The organism is Micromonospora sp. NPDC050200 (assembly GCF_040656135.1).
Classification (GTDB): domain Bacteria; phylum Actinomycetota; class Actinomycetes; order Mycobacteriales; family Micromonosporaceae; genus Micromonospora.
The window spans coordinates 44,006-62,028 of record NZ_JBFALG010000041.1 but is presented as its reverse complement, the minus strand read 5'-3'; the positions used below and the strand labels follow the sequence as shown (position 1 = coordinate 62,028).

General features: G+C 69.4%; 15 protein-coding genes and 1 pseudogene. 5 read left to right on the top strand and 11 right to left on the bottom strand.

What is annotated here, in order from left to right:
• Positions 1-10: 10 nt before the first annotated feature.
• From AB0I41_RS24230 to AB0I41_RS24200, 7 genes are all read right to left on the bottom strand, one after another.
• Positions 11-535 carry a nuclear transport factor 2 family protein gene (locus AB0I41_RS24230; RefSeq protein ID WP_357111667.1) on the bottom strand — a complete coding sequence of 175 codons (525 nt, stop codon included), beginning with the start codon at positions 533-535 and terminating at the stop codon, positions 11-13.
• A 32-nt stretch (positions 536-567) separates the two neighbouring features.
• A complete protein-coding gene (locus AB0I41_RS24225) occupies positions 568-1,308 on the bottom strand; it encodes an SDR family oxidoreductase (RefSeq protein WP_357111665.1) in 741 nt (246 codons plus the stop codon).
• Between the two features lie 63 nt (positions 1,309-1,371).
• Positions 1,372-2,577, bottom strand: a complete 1,206-nt coding sequence (locus AB0I41_RS24220) for an MFS transporter (RefSeq protein WP_357111662.1) — start codon at positions 2,575-2,577, stop codon at positions 1,372-1,374.
• A gap of 5 nt (positions 2,578-2,582) precedes the next feature.
• Complete coding sequence (locus tag AB0I41_RS24215) at positions 2,583-3,356, bottom strand: SDR family oxidoreductase (RefSeq protein ID WP_357111660.1); 774 nt, start codon at positions 3,354-3,356, stop codon at positions 2,583-2,585.
• Entirely contained in the window at positions 3,356-4,507 is a 1,152-nt protein-coding gene (locus tag AB0I41_RS24210; protein ID WP_357111657.1) for an acetyl-CoA C-acetyltransferase, read from the bottom strand. Before AB0I41_RS24210 ends, AB0I41_RS24215 begins: the two co-directional genes overlap by 1 nt.
• Before the next feature lie 115 nt (positions 4,508-4,622).
• The gene (locus AB0I41_RS24205) at positions 4,623-5,417 is read right to left on the bottom strand and encodes an enoyl-CoA hydratase-related protein (RefSeq protein WP_357111654.1); all 795 of its coding nucleotides are present in this window, start codon (positions 5,415-5,417) and stop codon (positions 4,623-4,625) included.
• Complete coding sequence (locus AB0I41_RS24200; protein ID WP_357111651.1) at positions 5,414-6,304, bottom strand: LLM class F420-dependent oxidoreductase; 891 nt, start codon at positions 6,302-6,304, stop codon at positions 5,414-5,416. The genes AB0I41_RS24205 and AB0I41_RS24200 overlap by 4 nt, the downstream gene beginning before the upstream one ends.
• Before the next feature lie 863 nt (positions 6,305-7,167).
• On the opposite strand from AB0I41_RS24200, the gene AB0I41_RS24195 reads away from it, so the two are divergent.
• The 3 genes from AB0I41_RS24195 to AB0I41_RS24185 all read left to right on the top strand — a co-directional run bounded on the left by AB0I41_RS24195 (position 7,168) and on the right by AB0I41_RS24185 (position 10,394).
• The gene (locus tag AB0I41_RS24195; protein ID WP_357111648.1) at positions 7,168-7,512 is read left to right on the top strand and encodes a hypothetical protein; all 345 of its coding nucleotides are present in this window, start codon (positions 7,168-7,170) and stop codon (positions 7,510-7,512) included.
• A gap of 543 nt (positions 7,513-8,055) precedes the next feature.
• Entirely contained in the window at positions 8,056-8,973 is a 918-nt protein-coding gene (locus tag AB0I41_RS24190; protein ID WP_357111645.1) for a hypothetical protein, read from the top strand.
• Between the two features lie 287 nt (positions 8,974-9,260).
• Positions 9,261-10,394: an alpha/beta hydrolase gene (locus AB0I41_RS24185; RefSeq protein ID WP_357111643.1), complete on the top strand. Its 1,134-nt coding sequence runs from the start codon at positions 9,261-9,263 to the stop codon at positions 10,392-10,394.
• Positions 10,395-10,853: 459 nt separating this feature from the next.
• On the opposite strand, the gene AB0I41_RS24180 is transcribed toward AB0I41_RS24185, so the two are convergent.
• Entirely contained in the window at positions 10,854-11,480 is a 627-nt protein-coding gene (locus AB0I41_RS24180; RefSeq protein WP_357111640.1) for a hypothetical protein, read from the bottom strand.
• 719 nt (positions 11,481-12,199) lie between these two features.
• Here AB0I41_RS24180 and AB0I41_RS24175 point away from each other — a divergent pair.
• Positions 12,200-12,413: pseudogene (locus AB0I41_RS24175) on the top strand (hypothetical protein); the annotation flags it as partial.
• Positions 12,414-12,423: 10 nt separating this feature from the next.
• Here AB0I41_RS24175 and AB0I41_RS24170 read toward each other — a convergent pair.
• From AB0I41_RS24170 to AB0I41_RS24160, 3 genes are all read right to left on the bottom strand, one after another.
• Complete coding sequence (locus AB0I41_RS24170) at positions 12,424-12,552, bottom strand: hypothetical protein (RefSeq protein WP_357111637.1); 129 nt, start codon at positions 12,550-12,552, stop codon at positions 12,424-12,426.
• A gap of 114 nt (positions 12,553-12,666) precedes the next feature.
• The gene (locus tag AB0I41_RS24165) at positions 12,667-13,863 is read right to left on the bottom strand and encodes a cytochrome P450 (protein WP_357111634.1); all 1,197 of its coding nucleotides are present in this window, start codon (positions 13,861-13,863) and stop codon (positions 12,667-12,669) included.
• Positions 13,864-13,990: 127 nt separating this feature from the next.
• Positions 13,991-14,683 (bottom strand): alpha/beta hydrolase, encoded by a 693-nt coding sequence (locus tag AB0I41_RS24160; RefSeq protein WP_357111632.1) that lies wholly within the window; start codon positions 14,681-14,683, stop codon positions 13,991-13,993.
• Between the two features lie 192 nt (positions 14,684-14,875).
• Here AB0I41_RS24160 and AB0I41_RS24155 point away from each other — a divergent pair, with 192 nt between their 5' ends.
• Complete coding sequence (locus tag AB0I41_RS24155) at positions 14,876-18,001, top strand: BTAD domain-containing putative transcriptional regulator (RefSeq protein WP_357111629.1); 3,126 nt, start codon at positions 14,876-14,878, stop codon at positions 17,999-18,001.
• Positions 18,002-18,023: the final 22 nt, after the last annotated feature.

The window sequence follows — 18,023 nt, the reverse complement described above, 5'->3', positions numbered from 1 at the left end:
CTGACCCCCGCTATCCGGCTCCCGACGACAGCCGGGTGAGCAGCGCGTACAGCGGGTCGCGCCGATCGCGGGAGCCGGTGGGGCCGGGCGCCTCGCGCCGCATCCACCGGCCCGCCTCCGACCGGGTCCACTCCCGTACGGCCCACCGCTCGGCGATGGCCCACCGCCCGGCCCGGCGGGTCATCAGGTCCACGTAGCGGAAGCCGCTGGTGAAGTTGAGACTTGGGTCGTCGGCCGGCTCTCCCCAGTGCACGGCGGTCCCGTACGTCTCGGCCACGGCCCGGTCGCCGTGCAGCTCCACCAGGTGGTTGCCGACGATGTGCATGGTGCCGGCGAGCCGGCGCAGCAGCGGCTCCACCCACGCCAGGAACTCGTCGATCGGTCCGTCGAAGCCGGTGTGGTGGTCGACCCCGTCGGGGTGGTACGCCGACCTCACCAGATCGAGGTCGAGTCGGTCGATGCCCCGGCAGTAGCGCAGGACGACCTCGTGGATCTGCTGCCGGTCAGCCGGTTCGGCGGCCTGGGTCCCCGACATCCGCGCCTCCTCTCCCGTCCGCTGCCCTGCGGCTACTGGGTGACGGTCCAGCCACCGTCGACCGGCAGGAAGACCCCGTTGATGTAGCCGGCCGTCGGAGAGAGCAGGAACAGCACCGCGTACGCGATGTCGTCCGACGTGGCCATCCGGTGCAGCGGTATCCGGCCCAGGACCCGCTGCCCGACCTCGCTGTCGACGAAGCCGGCCAGGCGGGGAGTGTCCGTCATCCCGGGCGCGACCGCGTTGCTGCGCACCTCGTCGCTGCGATACGCCGCGAGGTGGCGGGTGTAGCCGGTGATCGCGGCCTTCGCTGCGCAGTACCAGTCGGAGGCGGTGCCGACCAGGTTGCCGGCGACGGAGGCGATGTTGACCAGCGCTGCGCCCGGCGGTGCCCCGCCCGCCAGCCAGGTGTCGGTGACCCGCCGGACGCTGCCCACCGCGATCCGCAGCGCCTCGTCGAACTCCAGGTCCACGGCGGAGGACGGGCCGGCGTTGTTCACCAGGTAGCGAACGGTCCCCAGCTCCCGGGCGCGGGCGACCGCCGCCGCGACGGCGGCAGGGTCGCTGACGTCGGCAGTGATCGCCGCGGCCCGACCACCGGACCGTTCGATCCGCTCCGCTGTGGCCGCCGCGCCGGCCGGGTTCAGGTCCACGGCGGCGACGGTCAGGCCCATCTCGGCGGCCCTGGTCGCGACCGCCTGGCCGATGCCGCTGCCGGCACCGGTGACCAGCACGACGTCGCGAGGGGTGAAGCCGAACTGCGGCACGCTCATCGGGCCTCCTCCATTATCCTATCAAGCGCTTGCTTGGAAGGTAGGCTCGGCCGCCGGTAGCCGTCAAGGCCTGGCGCGGCGCGCACCCAGTGCGAGAGCAAGACCGGCGAGGCTCGCCAGCACTCCGAAGACGGAGAAAGCCCAGCCGGCGCCGACCCACCGGACGAGGCCGCCGAGACCCAGGCCGCCGAAGGGGAGCAGCCCACCCCAGCAGATGAAGTACAGGCTCATCACCCGCCCGCGCTGGGCGTCGTCCACTAGGTGCTGCAGGATCGAATTGATCGATGTCATGATCGACAGGGTGAGCCCGCCGGCGAGAATCATCAGCACGATGAGCAGCGGGAACGATGCCACCACCCCGAGCAGCGCCATCACCACTCCGAGCACCACGAGCTGGACCGCCGCCGGGAGCGGGCTCAACCCCCGGCCCCGCCACGCCACGGAGAGCACCCCGAGGAACGAGCCGATGCCGCCCAGGGTCACCAGCGTCGGAAAGGTGGACTCGCTGTCGCCGCCGACCCGGGCCGCGATCAGCGGCAGCTGCGCCAGATAGGACGAGCCGAAGACGGAGGTCGCCGCGACGACGCCCAGCGCCGGCAGGGCCGGGTGCCGCTCTCGCACGTGGTGGATGGCGGCCGCGAGCCGGCGGCGTGCCGTCCCGCCCGGCGCCGCCCGCGCTGTCCGCACCGCAGGTCCGCCCGCGACGAGCCGGCCGGCCAGCGCGGCGGCGCCCAGCGACAGCATCGCGTAGACGACGAAGGCGCTGGCCGCGCCGCCGATCAGCAGCACCGGACCGACCAGCGCCGGGCCGGTGATCCGGGCCAGGTTCAGCCCGGCGGCCTGGAGCGGCACGGCGCTGGTCAGATCCTCCTCCGGCACCATCGCGGCGATCAGGGCCTGACTGGCCGGGGAGACGATGGTGATGACACAGCCGGCCAGGAAGCTGAGCACCATCACGGCCGGCGTCGACATGACCGCCAGCGTGGCGAGCAGCGTGGCGGCCACCGCGAGCAGCGCTGCGGCCGCCTGCACGGAAACCATCAGACTCCGCCGGTCCATGCTGTCCGCCAGCATGCCCGCGGGCAGCGACAGGAGCAGGTATGGCGCGAGGCTGCAGAAGTACAGCAGGCCAAGGGCCAGCGGATCGTTCCCGGTACGGTGGGCCACCTCCCACTGGAACGCGACCGACGAGATCCAGTACCCGAGCTGCCCGAGGAGGACCACCGTCCACAGCAGGCGGAACGATGGATGCCGCAGCGCGCGGAACACCTGGACTAACTGTCGCCGGGCCGGGCGGCGAGGATCCGGGCCGGAATCTCGCCGCCGCCGTCGACCAGCAGCTCCGTGCCGTTCACGTAACCGGCGAGCGGTGAGCTGAGCAGCAGGCAGGCGGCGGCGACGTCGTCCGGTGTCGCCATCCGCCCCAGGGGAATCGTCGCCGCGACCGCCCGCACCCCTTCCTCGTCGCCGTAGTGCAGGTGCGCCAGCTCGGTGCGGACCAGGCCGACGGTGACCTGATTGACCCGCACCCTGGGGCCGAACTCCAGCGCCAGGGCCCGGGTCAGGGTGGTCAGCCCGGCCTTGGCCGCGGAGTAGGCCGCGGTGCCCGGCGCGGGGTCGCGCCCGGCGACGCTGCCGATGTTGAGAATCAGCCCGCCCTCGGCTTGCCGCTGCATCACCGCGTTGGCGGGCTGCGCGAGGAAGAAGGGGGCCAACAGGTTCAGCGAGACGATCGAGCTGATGAACCGGGGGGAGACGGTCGCCGCGTCGGCCATGGGTGAGCCGCCGGCATTGTTGACCAGGATGTCGAGCCGGCCGAACCGCTCGACCGCAGCGTCGACCACCGCCGCGGCCTGCTCGGGCTGCCGGACGTCGGCCTGGACGAACTCCGCGCCGCGCTCACCGCCGGCCGGCAACTCGTCGACCGCGGTACGGCCGCAGACCAGCACCCGCGCGCCGGCCGCAAGGTACCGGCGGGCGATCTCCGCGCCGATGCCGCGGGTGCCGCCGGTGACGATCACCGCCTTGCCGGTCAGGTCCGGATCCATCAGAGCCTCTCGATGATCGTGACGTTGGCCTGTCCGCCGCCCTCGCACATCGTCTGCAGGCCGTACCGGCCACCGGTGCGCTCGAGCTCGTGCAGCAGGGTGGTCATCAGCCGCGCGCCGGTGGCCCCGAGCGGGTGCCCCAGCGCGATCGCCCCGCCGTTGACGTTGACCCGTTCCGGGTCGGCGCCGGTCTCCTTGATCCAGGCAAGCACCACCGATGCGAACGCCTCGTTGACCTCGAACAGGTCGATGTCCGCGATCGACAGGCCGGTACGGGCCAGCGCGTGGGCCGTGGCCGGGATGGGGGCGGTCAGCATCCAGACCGGGTCGGCGCCGCGTACGGACAGGTGGTGGATCCGGGCGCGCGGGGTGACCCCGTGCTCCCGCACCGCCCGCTCGGACATCACCAGCAGGGCCGCCGCGCCGTCGCAGTTCTGGCTGGCCATCGCGGCGGTGATGCTGCCGCCCGGCTCCAGCGGTGGGAGGCCGGCCATCTTCTCCAGCGAGGTGTCCGCCCGGGGGCAGGTGTCGACCGTGGCCGCGTCGAGCGGAAGGATTTCACGGTCGAACCGGCCCTCGGCGATCGCGGTCAGCGCGCGCTGGTGGCTGCGCAGCGCGAACGCCTCCATCTCCGGGCGGCTCGCGCCCCACTTCTGCGCGATCATCGCCGCGGAGCGGAACTGCGAGACCGGCTGGTCACCGTAGCGGCGGCGCCATCCGGACGAGCCGGAGAACGGGTCCGGGAAGCCGAACTCGGCCCCGGTGGTCATCGCCGCCGAGATGGGGATCGCGCTCATGTTCTGCACGCCGCCGGCGACGATGATGTCGGCGGTGCCGCTGAGCACGGCCTGGGCGGCGAAGTGCACCGCCTGTTGGGACGAACCGCATTGCCGGTCGACCGTCACCCCGGGCACGTGGTCCGGCAGGCCGGCGGCGAGCCACGCGGTGCGGGCGATGTCCCCGGCCTGCGGGCCGATGGTGTCCACGCAGCCGAGGACGACGTCGTCCACGGCTGCGGGATCCACCCCGCTGCGCGACATCAGCCCGGAGATTACGCGGGCGCCCAGATCCGCGGGATGCACCCCGGCGAGGGCGCCGCGGCGTCGGGTCACCGGCGTCCGAACCGCCTCGACGATGTAGGCCTCCGCCATGCTGCCTCTCCTCCGGTCCGTGGCCGTACGGTGGGGTGGGTGTCTCACCCCGGCCCCGCCAGGGTGAGCTTACCAAGCGCTTGGTTGGTTGCGGGTGGGCGGGCGGTGATGTACCTCACCACTGACCCGGAGGCGGGGCGGGGGACTCGCCGACTGTCGACGCGGCCCATCGTGGTGCCCGCTTCTCGGCGAAGGCCGCCATCCCCTCGGCCGCGTCGGGGCCGGCGAGCAGGGCGACGGTCGCGGCCCGGTTCCGGGCCCGCAGGTGGGCCGGGTCCGCCGAGAGGGACCGGTACATCAGCTCCTTGGTGGTGCGGACGGCGGCCGGCGAGTGGGCGGCGATCCGCCCGGCCAGGGCCAGCGCCGCCGACCGCACTTCGGCCGCCGGGACCACCCGGTTGAGCAGACCCAACTCGTACGCCCGTGCCGCGCTGAGCGGCTCGCAGCCCAATCCGATCTCCAGCGCCACGGCCAACGGGATGCGCTGGGGAAGCTCCGTCCCGCCCTCGGTGGCGGCGATGCCGAGCGAGACCTCCGGCAGGGCGAAGTACGCGTGCTCGGCGGCGACCCGGAGGTCACAGGCGAGTGCCAGTTCGAAGCCACCGCCGACCGCCGCCCCGTTGACCGCGGCGATCACCGGGAGCGGGTACCCGTCGCGGAGCAGGTGCAGCGGGCTGGTCGTGGGATCGGGCATCCCGGCCGCGGCCACCGCCTTCAGATCCAGACCGGCGCTGAACGCACGCTCGCCGGTGGCGGTCAGTACGACGGCCCGTACCTGCGGGTCGGTGGCCGCCTCGGTCAGTCCGGCGGTCAACGCTGACAGGGTGGCGTGGTCGAGGCAGTTCCGCACCCCCGGCCGGTCGATGGTGAGGACCGTGACATCGTCGTGCCGGTCACGCCGAACGCTCATGCGACCGCCTTCCCGTCCCGGTCGACGCCGGTCCACTCCGCCTCCGGGAACAGGTCCCGGAAGGCCGTCAACTGCTCGACGCAGTGCTCGGCGTCGCGGTGGCGCAGGACGATGTTCATCATCGTGGCGCCGCCCGCCGCCACCGCCTCGACCTGGCGGCGGGCCTCGTGCGGGTCGCCGAGCGGGTCCAACGGCGGGGGCGACACGACCACCTCGAAGCCCGCGGGCGGAGCCGCCGCCGCGATCATCGCGCCGATCTGCTCCGGCGTCAGCCCGAACGGAACCCACCCGTCGCCGAGTTCCACCGCCCGTCGCAGCGAGCGCCGGGTGTACCCGCCGATCCACAGGGGCACGGTACGGCGGGGCGAGTGCGGGTCGATGACGAAGTCCTGGAAGCGGTAGTGCGTTCCCTCGTACGCGGGTACCGGCTCTCCCCAGGCCGCGCGCAGCGCCCGGATCGCATCGTCGGCGGCCGCACCGCGCCCCTCGAAGTCCGCACCGAGCAGCGCGAACTCCTCCTTCAGGCTGCCCACGCCGAGCCCGAGGATGACCCGTCCGCCGCTGAGCCGATCGAGAGTGCCGTAGCTCTTCGCGATGTCGAGCGGGTGATGGTAGCCGAGGACCAGGACGTGGGTGGCCAGGCCGATCCGCGTCGTCTGCGCGGCCAGGAAGCTGAGGGTGGCGAGTGGGTCCCAGTAGGTGCCGCCGCCCCGGGCGGCGATGCGGGTCGGTACGCCGACGTGCTCGCTGCAGGTGAGGTGGTGATAGCCGAGGCGGTCCGCCGCCCGCGCGACGGTGACCAGCTCCTCGGTACCGGCCCCGATCTCCCAGGGGCTGAACTGCCCCGGTGGCCGGAACACCACGGGACTGAGAATGCCGAATCGCATGCCGAAGGGTACCAAGCGCTTGCTCGGTAGGCGAGTGGGGTCAGGGCGGCCCGGCACTCGTCCGTCGCCGCCCTGCGCCGGGTGGCCTGCCAGCCGGTGGGGCTCGGTCCGGCAACAAGCCGGGGAGCTGCGTGCCGTAGGGAGGTCGGACGCGCTCAGCTGACCGGCGTCGGCGGTAAGTACTGTCCGTGCTCACCCCTTAGGTTAACTCCCGTTGGCCTCAATCCCTTGACACGTTCCGTCGCGGACCCAAAAGCCAGATCCGCGATACTCCATGTATGAGCTGCTCACAGGGGCAGTAAATCACTCTGTGCGCAGCAGGGCATGCCTTGCTCGAGCAACATCGAACTCGCTCACGTGCGCACCAGCAATCGAGAGCGGATCTTTGAGGAATTCTGGAGTCCGGGGCGGGGGGCCGCGAGGTCTTCAGATCCTGGCTGAGCACCTCGCTGCGGCCTGGCCTGTCAGATATTGCAATGCTTCGTCATGTAATGAGTAGTCCGGAGTCCTGCTCACTCCGACCACCGGCTAATTCTCCACAGTGCCCACTGGCTGCTATAGGATTACGGCATGAGCACCCATGCTGCGCATGGGTGCCGCGAACATGTGTACGAATCCCCCCTCGGACACAGATCTTCCGCATTGGTGCGCTGTTTCACGTGTTCGTGTTCAAGCATCCTTGAACACCTCATCTACCCTCTACCGTCACTGCGGGTGAACGCCAGGCGGGGGTGGTCCTCGTGACTGCCTCGTTCGTACCGGCGGTGATCCCTAAGTTGACACCTGGCGGTGTCAGCGCCGGCCTGGTGGGTCGGGGCCGACTTCCGCTTCCCGTACCGGCATTGGATGCCGGATCCTCACGCGTGGCGGACACCGTCTACGCGTTGAGCGCGGTGGACAAGAGTGGCCGGGTTGCCGATCGCAGTATCCTCCGGGTGCTGGGCTGGGTCCCGGGCACACGGCTGGACATCCGCGAGCACGCGGGAATCATCGTGGCCAGCGCGACTACCATGGTGTCCACTGCATCGGTGATCGTGGTCATCTGCATCTGCCGTTGGCGGTGCGTCGGTGGTGCCGCCTGGCGGCCGGGGACCGCGTCTTGCTCGCCGCCGACCGTGGCAGTGGTCCTGGTGGCGCATCCCCTTGCAGTGCTCGACCGGCTGCTTGCTGGTGTACACGTTGCCATGGCGGGCGGTGAGGCACCGTGAGCCAGAACGCCGCTGGTCGGCCGGAGTTGGAGGCGGCCCGGCTGTTGCTGGAGCGGACGTGACCTCGCTACGCGATCGGCTTCGCCGACCCTTGACCCTGCCCACCCGATCGCAGAACCCGGGCACCTGTCGGGTCGGAAGGACGAGTCCGTGCGTCCATCCACAAGCCGGGAATACCAACAAACTACCAACATTCGCACCCTTGCCGCTGAGGGCCGAAGCAGGTAAGCCCTCCGCCTGGACAACCGCAATCCGGACCGAGCCCTACAAATCCTAAAGATCACCTGAAACGATCATATCCCGACCATGCAAAAGCCCTGGTGTCAGGGGCTCGATCTGCCGTTTCGGCAGGTTTGCCATGGCTTTGCGAGATACGTCGTTGATTTTGCTGCCGAGAAGGTGAACTCGCGGGTGCGCTGATACGTCGACGGGGATGACGACAGCTCACGCTGCAGGCATGACGGGTGCACGCCTCGCTGGTGTCGGGCTGGCCAGGGGTGGGCGGACCTCGTCGGCCTGGTGCGAGCGATGGTGGGGAGCGAGATGACTGACCTGTCGAGAGTTGGCTCATTCACCTATCACGGAACCTGGAATATCCGTGTGGTGCAGAAGATCTCGGATTGGCCTCAGCGAATCATCATCGAGGGTGCCGTGAATCTGGTGATCGACGCAGTGCTGGGCGTCTCCCGGAAGATCTCCGGTGACACCTGGCGGCTTCGTATCGAGCACAATGCCGGGGGGCTGTGGCGGCCGAACACGTTGTTCGTGCCTGGCCCTCTCGTCACCCGGCGCGGGGTGAAGAAGCAGACAATATTCAGTAAGGACCGTTACTGGCCGGGTGACGCCACCCCGAATGATCTCGTGGTCGAACTGCGACCCGCTGGTACCGGCATGACAGTCTTCCGGTGGCGAGCGGTGAAAAAGGACCTTACGCCGTGCAAGGACGGACTCCGCGGGCCGGAACCCCGCTATCTCGCGGTGGATCTCCGGAACACCGGACACCGACCCTTTGATTACGACACCCTACTCAACATCACTACGGCAGGGCGAAACGCGCTCGCTGACCACGGTGTCCACATTCTCGACACATGGTCCGACCAGGACCGGCGGCGCGTTCGGCAAGAGGTGCATGGCGGAGCGGTCAGCGTGCCGCCAATCCCGACCGGGGAACACGCCACCGCCCACTTCCTCATCGACGCGAGCAGCTCACGCGCTGGCCAGCCCGAGGTCGAGTTCGAACTTCTGAACGCCGAGGACCTTTCCGACTACGGGCCTTCCGGGCATCGAGCCTCCCTACCCGTTGAGGTTGGCGACGCGGCACCGACCATTGCCAGCATCTCCGAACGGCACGGCCTGGGTGTCAGTACCGGTCGCCTCACCGCTGCCCCAGCCGATCCGACGTGGGTCAGCCCTGAAGTCATCTCCCCGTCTGGCCAGGCGCGTATCGGTCGATTGTCCTGACCGGCGCAAGCGCCTTCCCCGAACCCCCACTCAACTGGCAGCGGATCTCCGACCGGCTGACGGCCTCCATCTATCTGCCCCGGCCCCAAGCGGTAGCCATGTTGGTCACGGAGACCGCACCCGGGTAGCCGGGCAACAGCTCCGCTACCTCGGACCAAGACCATTGGCCCGGTAACCGAGGCCCGGACCTGACTTGCCGTCCCGGCTCAGTCGTGCCGGTCATGTGCCGGGCCACTTGACCATCAGCCGTGCCAAAGCCCGGCGGTTGACAAACCCAAGGAGGAAGAGTGGAACTCTGCAGCGGAATGTTCGCACCCGCATCGGCGAGCCGTGCCGCATCGCCGATCCCCAACCGCGTCGCGCGGATCGTCGCGGCGGTAGTGGCCGCGGCGGCCGTCGCGGTAGCCGCAGACCCGGCCGCCGCCACTGGGCCGCGTACGGCACAGCTCTCCGCGACCCACTGCTCGACACACGTTGTCCCGGTTCGGACCGCCGATCCCGGGCCGTACGACCAACTCGTCTGGGGCGAGCTGTGCTACCGCGGCGAGGACCCGCCGGAGACCGTCCAGTTGCTCGTCCACGGTGCGTCCTACAGCCATCTGTACTGGGACTCGCCGGTGCAGAACAACCAGTACTCGTACGTTCGCGCAGCGACGCTCGCCGGCTATGCAACCTTCAACGTCGATGCGCTCGGAGTTGGCAACAGCTCTGTGCCGCCGTCGAGCGTACTGACGATAACGGCCGAAGCCGTCGCGCTGCACGATGTGATTACCGCGCTCCGGTCTGGTAAGGCCGGGCCGGCGTTCCGTCACGTCATCTGGGTAGGACACTCGCTGGGTTCGATGGACGGCATAGCCGTAGCGGCCCGTTACCGCGATATCGACGCATTGGTCGTGACGGGTCTGCTTCATGGTCAAAGCGCCGAACAATCGGCGGCATTGGCGGCTCAGGTATATCCGGCGACCGACGACCCCAAGTTCGCCGCGTCCGGGTTGGACTCCGGATACCAGACGTTCCGCCCTGGCGGCCGGGCGCAGCTGTTCTACGATCCGAGCACGGCAGATCCGGAGATACTGCAGATGGACGAGCAGACCAAGGACGTCATGGCGTTCACCACGAAGCTGGCAGAGGCCGCCGCCCTGCTGTTCCCGATCCGTCCGGAGGACGGCCTGACTCATGAGGTCAACGTGCCGGTGCTCGTCGTGGCGGGCCAGCGCGATGCGATGTTCTGCGGGGCAGATTGGATCGACTGCAACTCGGCGACCGCGGTACGCAACTACGAAGCCGAGTACTACGGACCGGATGCCCACCTTCAGGCCGTGGTCATTCCCGCTACCGGACACTGCCTGACATTGTCGACCACTGCGCCGCTCACCTACGCCGCGATGTTGGCTTGGACATACTCGGCGGTCCGGCCGTGACTCCCATCATCGCCTGCGAGCATGCCTTGTCCCCGTAGCGGACGGGTTGGCCGCCCCGCAGACGAAGGCGTCAGGATTGTTCCCTCGTACCATTCAGCGCACAGGGGCTTCCAACAACGACGCGAAGAGGTTGCCGCCGTACGCGATGCCGACCAGCCACGAACTGGATGCGCAACTCCGCGCAGACCTTGATGGCAGTGCGTACGGACGCGGCCTGCCCGCCCAGCGTGCGAGGCGTAGCCGGCCGGAAGAACCCGCCGTCACTCAGCGCCGAAAGCTGTCGTCCGCCAACTCACGGTCAGCTTCGGTTCCCGCAGAGTGCGTTCGGAGTTGCGGGACCAGAGCACGTGCGGCCGCCGGCCAAGCCTTGCCGTGATCGTCGCTGGTGCTCCGCTGTTCGGCGCTGCGCTCACCTGGGCTCAGGACACTCCGCATTTCCACACTCCGATCCAGCTCTTCTCACGGCAACGCAGCGGCGGCTCGGCGTGCGCGTCGAGCGGTCAGGCTGGCGCCGCCGGACGGGAGGTTGTTTGGCGAAACTGCCGGTCGGCGGGCTGACCGCGCGCACCCGCGGACGGTCGTTCTGAAGTGGGTCGAGTGCGGCCTGGTGCCGGCCGGGCCGGCGTGTGGACGGGCCGACCGGCAGCCACCTGATGCAGTCGGCAGGACACCGGCGTGATCAGGGCGCCAGTCCCTGGTCACGTACCGGCCCGCGCGGGCGCCACCGTTTGCCGTCGAGCCGTAGGTGTAGACCTTGTAGCCCGGATCATCGTTGGGAGTGGCGTTGAAGCGCCCCATTTCCCACGTGGACTCCGAGGTGTTCCACTTGCCGTTCACGATGATCTGGTAGGTGCCGAAAGGAATGTCCGTCTTCAGGCAGGTTCCCGGGGCGACAAGTCCGGTTGTCGCGCCGTTGCCCGCGAAGCTCAGGAAGGACCAGTAGTTCCCCTGCGAGCAGAGCTGCACTCGCCCGTTGCCCATCGCCGCAGCTGCCGGCCTGGTCGTCGCGGCCAGGCTCGCCGCGATGGTCGTCGCCACCATGGCGGCACCGATGGCCGTCTTGTTGAGGATGGTCTTGATACGCATGGATTTCTTTCCCGCCGGAACCACCTCTTGGCCGTTCAGGGCTCTCGCTGGTGGGGTACGTCGCGCGGCCAGTTCCTCAGATCGGACTCCATGGCGTCCGACGCAGAAGGGACGGTGTGTGGCCCGGCGACTACACCTGACGACGTGCGGGGAGGTCCGCTGGTTCACCTCGTGCCGGGTCGATCCGTCAGATGGGGTCGGCAATCGCCGGCATGTAGGTGGGCGACCGGACCCGTCGGCCCACGCTGCCGCGCTTCCCAGCGATGCACTCGGCCGGGGACGCTGATCAGAGCCGAGTTCCTGTGCGGAGGTCGCCTGATCACGCCTGCTGGTCTCCACCGTTGGTGGAGAATTCTGTCTGGGCGCCGGTTGCTCGGACCGCAGGACAACTGCTCGCCTCGGTCGCCTGGGCGGCCCGCGGACGAGAGCGGGAGATGGCCGCTGGTGAGATCGCGGTGCGGGTCGGCGACCGAGGTCACTGCGTAGCATCGGCGTGTTGTCGCGTGTCCCTCGGTCGCCGAGCGCTTACGCATCCGCTCTTCAAGCCGGCTCGACGGTTGCCTTCGACGTCGTGGCGGATGCGATCGGCTGGCTGTGGCGACAACAGCCAGCTCTGCCTTGGACGAGCGCGGGAACGGCTAATTCATGCAGGTCAGCGGCGATGCACACGTGGGCGTGCAGCGGGTCTGGTCCGGGCTTGGCCGCGTACCGCATGCCAGCTGAAGACGCCGACCGGGTGGCCCCGCCGAGATCGGGCCGGCCTGCATCCGGCTGATCGGCGAGCTGCCGGACGTCAACGCCCTGTTCCGGCTGCGCGGCGCGCAGGGCGTGCTAGGCCTGGCCGACAAGCACGGCCCCGGCCGGCTCGAGGCCGCCTGCGCCAGGGCGACCGCCGTCGCTGATTACAGCTACCGCACCGTCAAGGGCATCCTCGCAGTCGGCTTCAGTCACCCCGGGCGGGGCAGGGCAGTTGGTTGGTGGTGAAATCGAGGGTGAAGTCGGTTCTGGTGTGGCGGCCGGTGGTGTTGCGCACCCGCCATCCCGTGGAGTAGATGGTGACCCTCGTCGCCACGGTCGTGGACCATGGTCGAGGCCAGGTAGGCCCGGTCGATGTGTAGTTCGGTCGGGGCCAAGCTGGACGGCCAGGTCAGCGGCGATGTCGTTGGTGACTGTCCACGGATCGCGGCTAGGACAACAAGAGCGGCAACCTGTCCAGCCGGTGTATGAACGGCGCCTGACTCCAGGTTAGTTCGGCGGCGGGAACCGCGAGCCGCAGATCCGGGAAGCGCTTGAGCAGGGCCCCGATAGCCAGCTCGCCTTCCAGCCGAGCCAGCGGAGCTCCCAGGCAGTAGTGGGTCCCATGGCCGAAGGCAAGATGCCGGCCTTTCCTTCGGGCCGGGTCGAATCGGGAGGGGTCCGCGAACTGGGAATCGTCCCGGTTGGCTGCCTGGAGACTGATGGCGACGAGGTCGCCTGCCGAGATGTGCGTCCCGCCAATGTCAAACGAGCCGACTGCGGCCCGGAAGTTGGCCACCGGAACCGGGCTTTCCAGGCGCAAGAACTCCTCGATCGCTGCCGGGAGCAGGCTGGGGTCCTCGCGCAGCCGCGCGGCCCGATCTGGCTTCTTCATGAGCAGGTGTACGCCGTTACCGATCAAGCTCAGGGTTGTGTCGTGTCCAGCGACGATCATCAGAAAGATCGTCGCGGTGAGCTCGTTCGCGCTGAGGGCGTCGCTTTCGTCCCTGGCCCGTATCAGGGCGGAGATCAGGGCCACGTCGGGATCGTCGCGCCGCTGCGCGATCAGGCCGCGCAGGTACTCCACAAACGCCGTGGCATCCTGCACCGCGAAGTCGGGCGAGCCGAAGCCGGAGATGATCGTCCGGGACCAGGCTCGGACCCGCGGCCGGTCGGCTTCGGGGATGCCCAGCAGTTCGCTGATGACCAGGATCGGCAACGGCGCGGCGAACTCGGCCATCAGATCGACCTGGTCGTGCTGCGCGAAGCCGTCGATCAGCTCGTCAATCATTTGGCTGATCCACGGTCGCATAGCTTCGACGCGACGGGCGGTGAAGGCCTTGGACACCAGGCGACGGAGGCGCGTGTGGTCCGGCGGATCGGAATTGGTCAGACTCTTCAGCAGCGCGTCCCGCATGTCCGGGTTGAGCTTCCCGCCGTCGAGGCCCCCGCTCGCCAACATGGCAGCCGCCGAGAGCCTGTCGTCGTTCAGGGCGGCGATGGCTTCGTCGTAGCCAACCACCAACCAGACCGGCACTCCGTTGGGCAGTGTCGCCCGGTGGACCGGACCTTGCTTCTGAAGGTCGGTCGCTGTGTCCGGGCTTGTGAGCACGTCGTTCAATGCGATGAAATCACCGTTTTGATGCACAGTAGATCCTCCGAGGCGGATTGGCGCTGGACGCTGACGGCCGGCCGGCGATCCGTGTTGATGGGTGTGGCGGTGCCGGGGCACGTGTCCCGGGGCCAGTGCCCCGGAACACGACGCGGTCGCTTGCTCAGGCGGATGCCTGGATGGCCTTCTTGATCAGGTCGGCCACGGCGGCCGGCTGGGAGACGTACACCGCGTGGCTGCCGGGGGTTTCGACGGTGGTCGCCCCGGCCCGCTCGGCCATGGCGCGCTGCGCGGGCGGGGGGATCATGCGGTCGTCCGTGGCGACCAGGTACCAGCTCGGCTTGGCGCGCCACGCGGGCTTGGAGACGGCCCCGGCCAGCGCGTCCACGCCCCACGGCACCTGGGAGTCGGCCATGAACGCCGCCTGCGGCGCCGGCAGGTCACCGGCGAACGACGCGGCGAACTTCTCCCGGTCCAGCAGCAGGAAGCCGTCGCGCGGCGGCAGGATCGGCGGCACCGGCGCCCCGGGCGGCGGGTCGGCGATGAGGGTGTTGACCGACTCGCCCTCGTCAGGGGCGAAGGCGGCGATGTACACCAGCGCCGCCACCTGGTCGTGGTTGCCGGCTTCGGAGATGACGGCGCCGCCGTACGAGTGGCCGACGAGCACCACCGGACCGTCCTGAGCGTCGAGGACCTGCCGTGTGGCTTCGACGTCGCCGGCGAGGGAGAACGTCGGGTTTTGCACGATGCTGACCTGGTGCCCGTCCTGGGTGAGCAGGTCGTAGACCTGATGCCAGCCGGAACCGTCGACGAAACCGCCGTGCACGAGCACGACGTTGTTCGCATTCTGGTTCAAAAGAACCTCCCTCGGTGTGCGCGGATGTGGATGTCACGGACGCTAGGGCGATGCCGTGTGCAAGTAGTGCACATCGAGTGGCCGGCCCGAGCCGGGCGATGCACAACTCGCCACGCGGCGGGGAATCCTGCGGGCCGCGACACCGCTACAACGGGGCGGCGACCACATCTCCGACTCCTGCAAGATGTAGTGGTGACCAGTACTCCATCGCCGCAGCCGACGCTGCGGTTCGGCCTGTTCGGCGGCGTCCGGGTGTGGCGCGGCGACGTAGAGCTGGCGCTGGGGCCGCCGAAGCAGCGCGCTACGCTTGGTCTGCTGCTCGCCGCAGGTGGACAGCCGGTGACCATCGGGCAGCTCCTGAGCGTGCTGTGGGAGGACGAGCCGGCCGCGACGGCCCTCAATCAGATTCACCGCTACATCGGCGTGCTACGGCGGATCTTCGAGCCGGACATCGAGCGCCGGGCTGTCGGGCGGTGGTTGCTGCCGACCGGGTCCGGCTACCGGTTGGCCGTCGATGAGGCGTCCTGTGACCTGCTTCAGTTTCGCAGCCTCGTCGCGGCCGCGGGCTCGGCGCAGCGGACCGGCTCGGCTGATGAGGCGACCAGACTGCTCGTGCAGGCGATGGGCGTCGCCGCCGCGCCGCCCGCCGACGAGCTGTTTCGCGACTTGCCCATGGTCGTGGCGATCGAGGACGAGCGGGTCCGGGTCGCGGTGACCGCCGCGGAACAGGCGCTGCTGTGCGGCATGGCGGCCGACGTCCTGCCGGGCCTGCGCGGCATCGCCGCAGAGCATGCCCTGGACGAGACCGTACAGGCGTCGGTCATGCGATGCCTGAATGCCGTCGGACGGCCGTGGGAGGCCCTGGCGACGTACGACCGCATTCGTGAGCGATTGCGCCAGGAGTTGGGTGCGGACCCGGGGCGCGCGCTCGTCGATGCCCAACGGGCGATCCTCGCCCAGCAACCGGCTCCCGACATCGCAATGACTCCCAGCAGTACCCGGCCGGCGCCACTGCCCAGCTTGGGCGGCCTGGCGGCTCATGACGGTGGGATGAGCGGCGAGGGTTCGTTCGCGGTGGCGCTTCGGGTGGCGCGCCATGGCACTGGGCTCACGCTGGAGGAGTTGGCTGAGGCATCTGGTGTGAGCGTGCGGGCGCTGAGCAACATGGAACGCGGACGGGCGCTTGGACCACAACGGCGGACGGTGGCGCTGATCGCCGACGCGCTCAAGCTTGTAGGCGTTCACCGGGACGAGTTCGTCGCGCTCGCCAAGGCCGGGCGTACGCGGCCCACGTACACGGCCGCCGCGCCGGGCCTGTGCGAGTTGCCGGGATCCATTGGAGACTTCACTGGCCGGGCGGCCGAGCTGGCATGGATCTTCCGGTTGGTGGATGCGGTGGACGAGCCGGCCGACCGGTCCAATGCGGCGGTGATCTCCGGTGGTGCCGGGCTGGGTAAGACGACCCTGGTGGTACGGGCTGCGCACCGCCTGCGCGACCGGTTCCCGGGCGGGGTGCACTTCCTCGACGCGCTGGGGATGAGTGCGCGCCCGGTCGGCAGTGACGAGATCCTGGCACGTGCGCTGCGGGCGCTGGGCGTACGGGACCACAAAATTCCGGAGGACGCTGCCGAGCGTGCTGGGCATTACCGGCAGTTGCTACGGGAAAAGCGTGTGCTCGTGATTGTGGACGATGTGGCGTCAGAGGCACAGGTACGCCCGCTGATTCCCGGGGGTGGGCACAGCCAGCTACTGGTAACCAGCCGGCGCCTGCTGGCCGGGCTGGAAGGCGTACAGCGGCTTCACCTGGATCCGATGCCGGTGGCCGACACGTCCGACCTGCTCAGGCGGATCCTCGCCGAGCGGGCGGACGTGCCGGATGACCGCGACTTGCAGAGCTTGGTGGATTTGCTGGGCGGGCTGCCCTTGGCGGTACGCATCGTGGGAAACCGGCTCGTTTCGCGGCCGATCTGGAGCGCTGCCGATCTGACCGCGCGGTTGTCGGTCGCCGGGCGCCGGCTGGATCAGCTCAGCGCGGGCGATCTGAAGGTCGCGGCGGCCTTCGGGATGTCGTACGAGCAGCTGCCCGATCTGACCCGGCAGGTGTTCCGGCGGACGGCGCTGGCACCGGGCCCGGACTTCAGCGCCTCGCTGGCGGCCGTGACCGGTGAGGTGACGGTGCCGGACGCTGAAGATCACCTCGACGACCTTGTGGATCTCGGGCTCGTGGAGACGGCTCAGGGAGGCCGGTACCGGTTGCATGACCTGGTCCGGCTCTACGCGCAGCAGCGCCTCGAGCAGGACGACGAGGCCGCCACCGTTACGGCCAGCCGCCGCCGGATGGTCGCTTGGCTGCTGGCAACACTTACCGACGCCGGCCGGTGGTTCGAACCGAAATCTCCCGGTACGGCCGGCTCCGCTTTCGGCTCCGTCGAAGAGGCGGATGCCTGGATCCGGGCCGAGGCCGAGCACTGGTTTCCCGCGCTCGGCGACGCTGCGACCGCCGGCGACCACCACGCCGTCGTCAACGCCGTCAGCCCGTTGCACTGGTTTGCTGACCGCTGGGTGCATTGGCCCCGCTGGACCGATCTGTTCATGCTCGCCGTCGACTCGGCGGTCGCGCTCGGCGACGCCACACGGCAGGCCGAATTCCTCACCGCCGTCGCGTGGACCTACACGTATCCGGGGCGAGACTTTCGGCCGGCACTGTCGTATGCCGAGCGTGCGCTGGCCGCGGCTCGAGCCGCCGGCGACGTCCTGCAGGAGGGGCGGGCATGGCTGGTCACCGCTCGTGCCCGGAAAATGCTCGGCGATCCGCACGGTGCCCTGGAGGCGGTGCGCGCGGCGTCCGAGCGGTCCGAGCAGGCCGGAGACGCCGACAATTTCTGCCTGACCCTGACCGGGCGCGGCGACATCGCGCTTGCCCTCGGAGAGGTGGACGAGGCGCTGGCCAGCCTCCAGCGCGCCGTGGAGATGGCGGATGATCCGGCTTCCGGCATGACACCGTCGGTCGCGGCGGGGACGCTGCCGTTTGTGTTGGGCCACGCCGCTCGGGCCTTCGGCCGGGCGGGGCGCGCTGCCGAAGGCATACCCCTGGCACTGCGGGCGGTGGATCTGTCGGCAGAGATGCAGAACATCGTTGCTCAGGCGGCGATCCTGCTCATCCTCGCAGAGGACCTGTATGGCGACGACCAGGTTGCCGAGGCGCAAGAGTGCCTGCTGCGAGCCGCAGAGATATACGAGTCGGCCGGACTCCTCGATGATGCGTCCAGCTGCCGGGAAAAGGCTGCCGCGAAAGGCAATGGTGTGGGCATCTCCTAATTAGTTCTGCATACTGTTCTGC

Bases quoted from the DNA above. Each gene is read 5' to 3' on its own strand.
- AB0I41_RS24205 (WP_357111654.1), bottom strand. From the start codon at position 5,417: ATGAGCGTTCGGCGTGACCGGCACGACGATGTCACGGTCCTCACCATC.
- AB0I41_RS24210 (WP_357111657.1), bottom strand. From the start codon at position 4,507: ATGGCGGAGGCCTACATCGTCGAGGCGGTTCGGACGCCGGTGACCCGA.
- AB0I41_RS24180 (WP_357111640.1), bottom strand. From the start codon at position 11,480: ATGCGTATCAAGACCATCCTCAACAAGACGGCCATCGGTGCCGCCATG.
- AB0I41_RS24230 (WP_357111667.1), bottom strand. From the start codon at position 535: ATGTCGGGGACCCAGGCCGCCGAACCGGCTGACCGGCAGCAGATCCAC.
- AB0I41_RS24200 (WP_357111651.1), bottom strand. From the start codon at position 6,304: ATGCGATTCGGCATTCTCAGTCCCGTGGTGTTCCGGCCACCGGGGCAG.
- AB0I41_RS24190 (WP_357111645.1), top strand. From the start codon at position 8,056: ATGACTGACCTGTCGAGAGTTGGCTCATTCACCTATCACGGAACCTGG.
- AB0I41_RS24215 (WP_357111660.1), bottom strand. From the start codon at position 3,356: ATGGATCCGGACCTGACCGGCAAGGCGGTGATCGTCACCGGCGGCACC.
- AB0I41_RS24225 (WP_357111665.1), bottom strand. From the start codon at position 1,308: ATGAGCGTGCCGCAGTTCGGCTTCACCCCTCGCGACGTCGTGCTGGTC.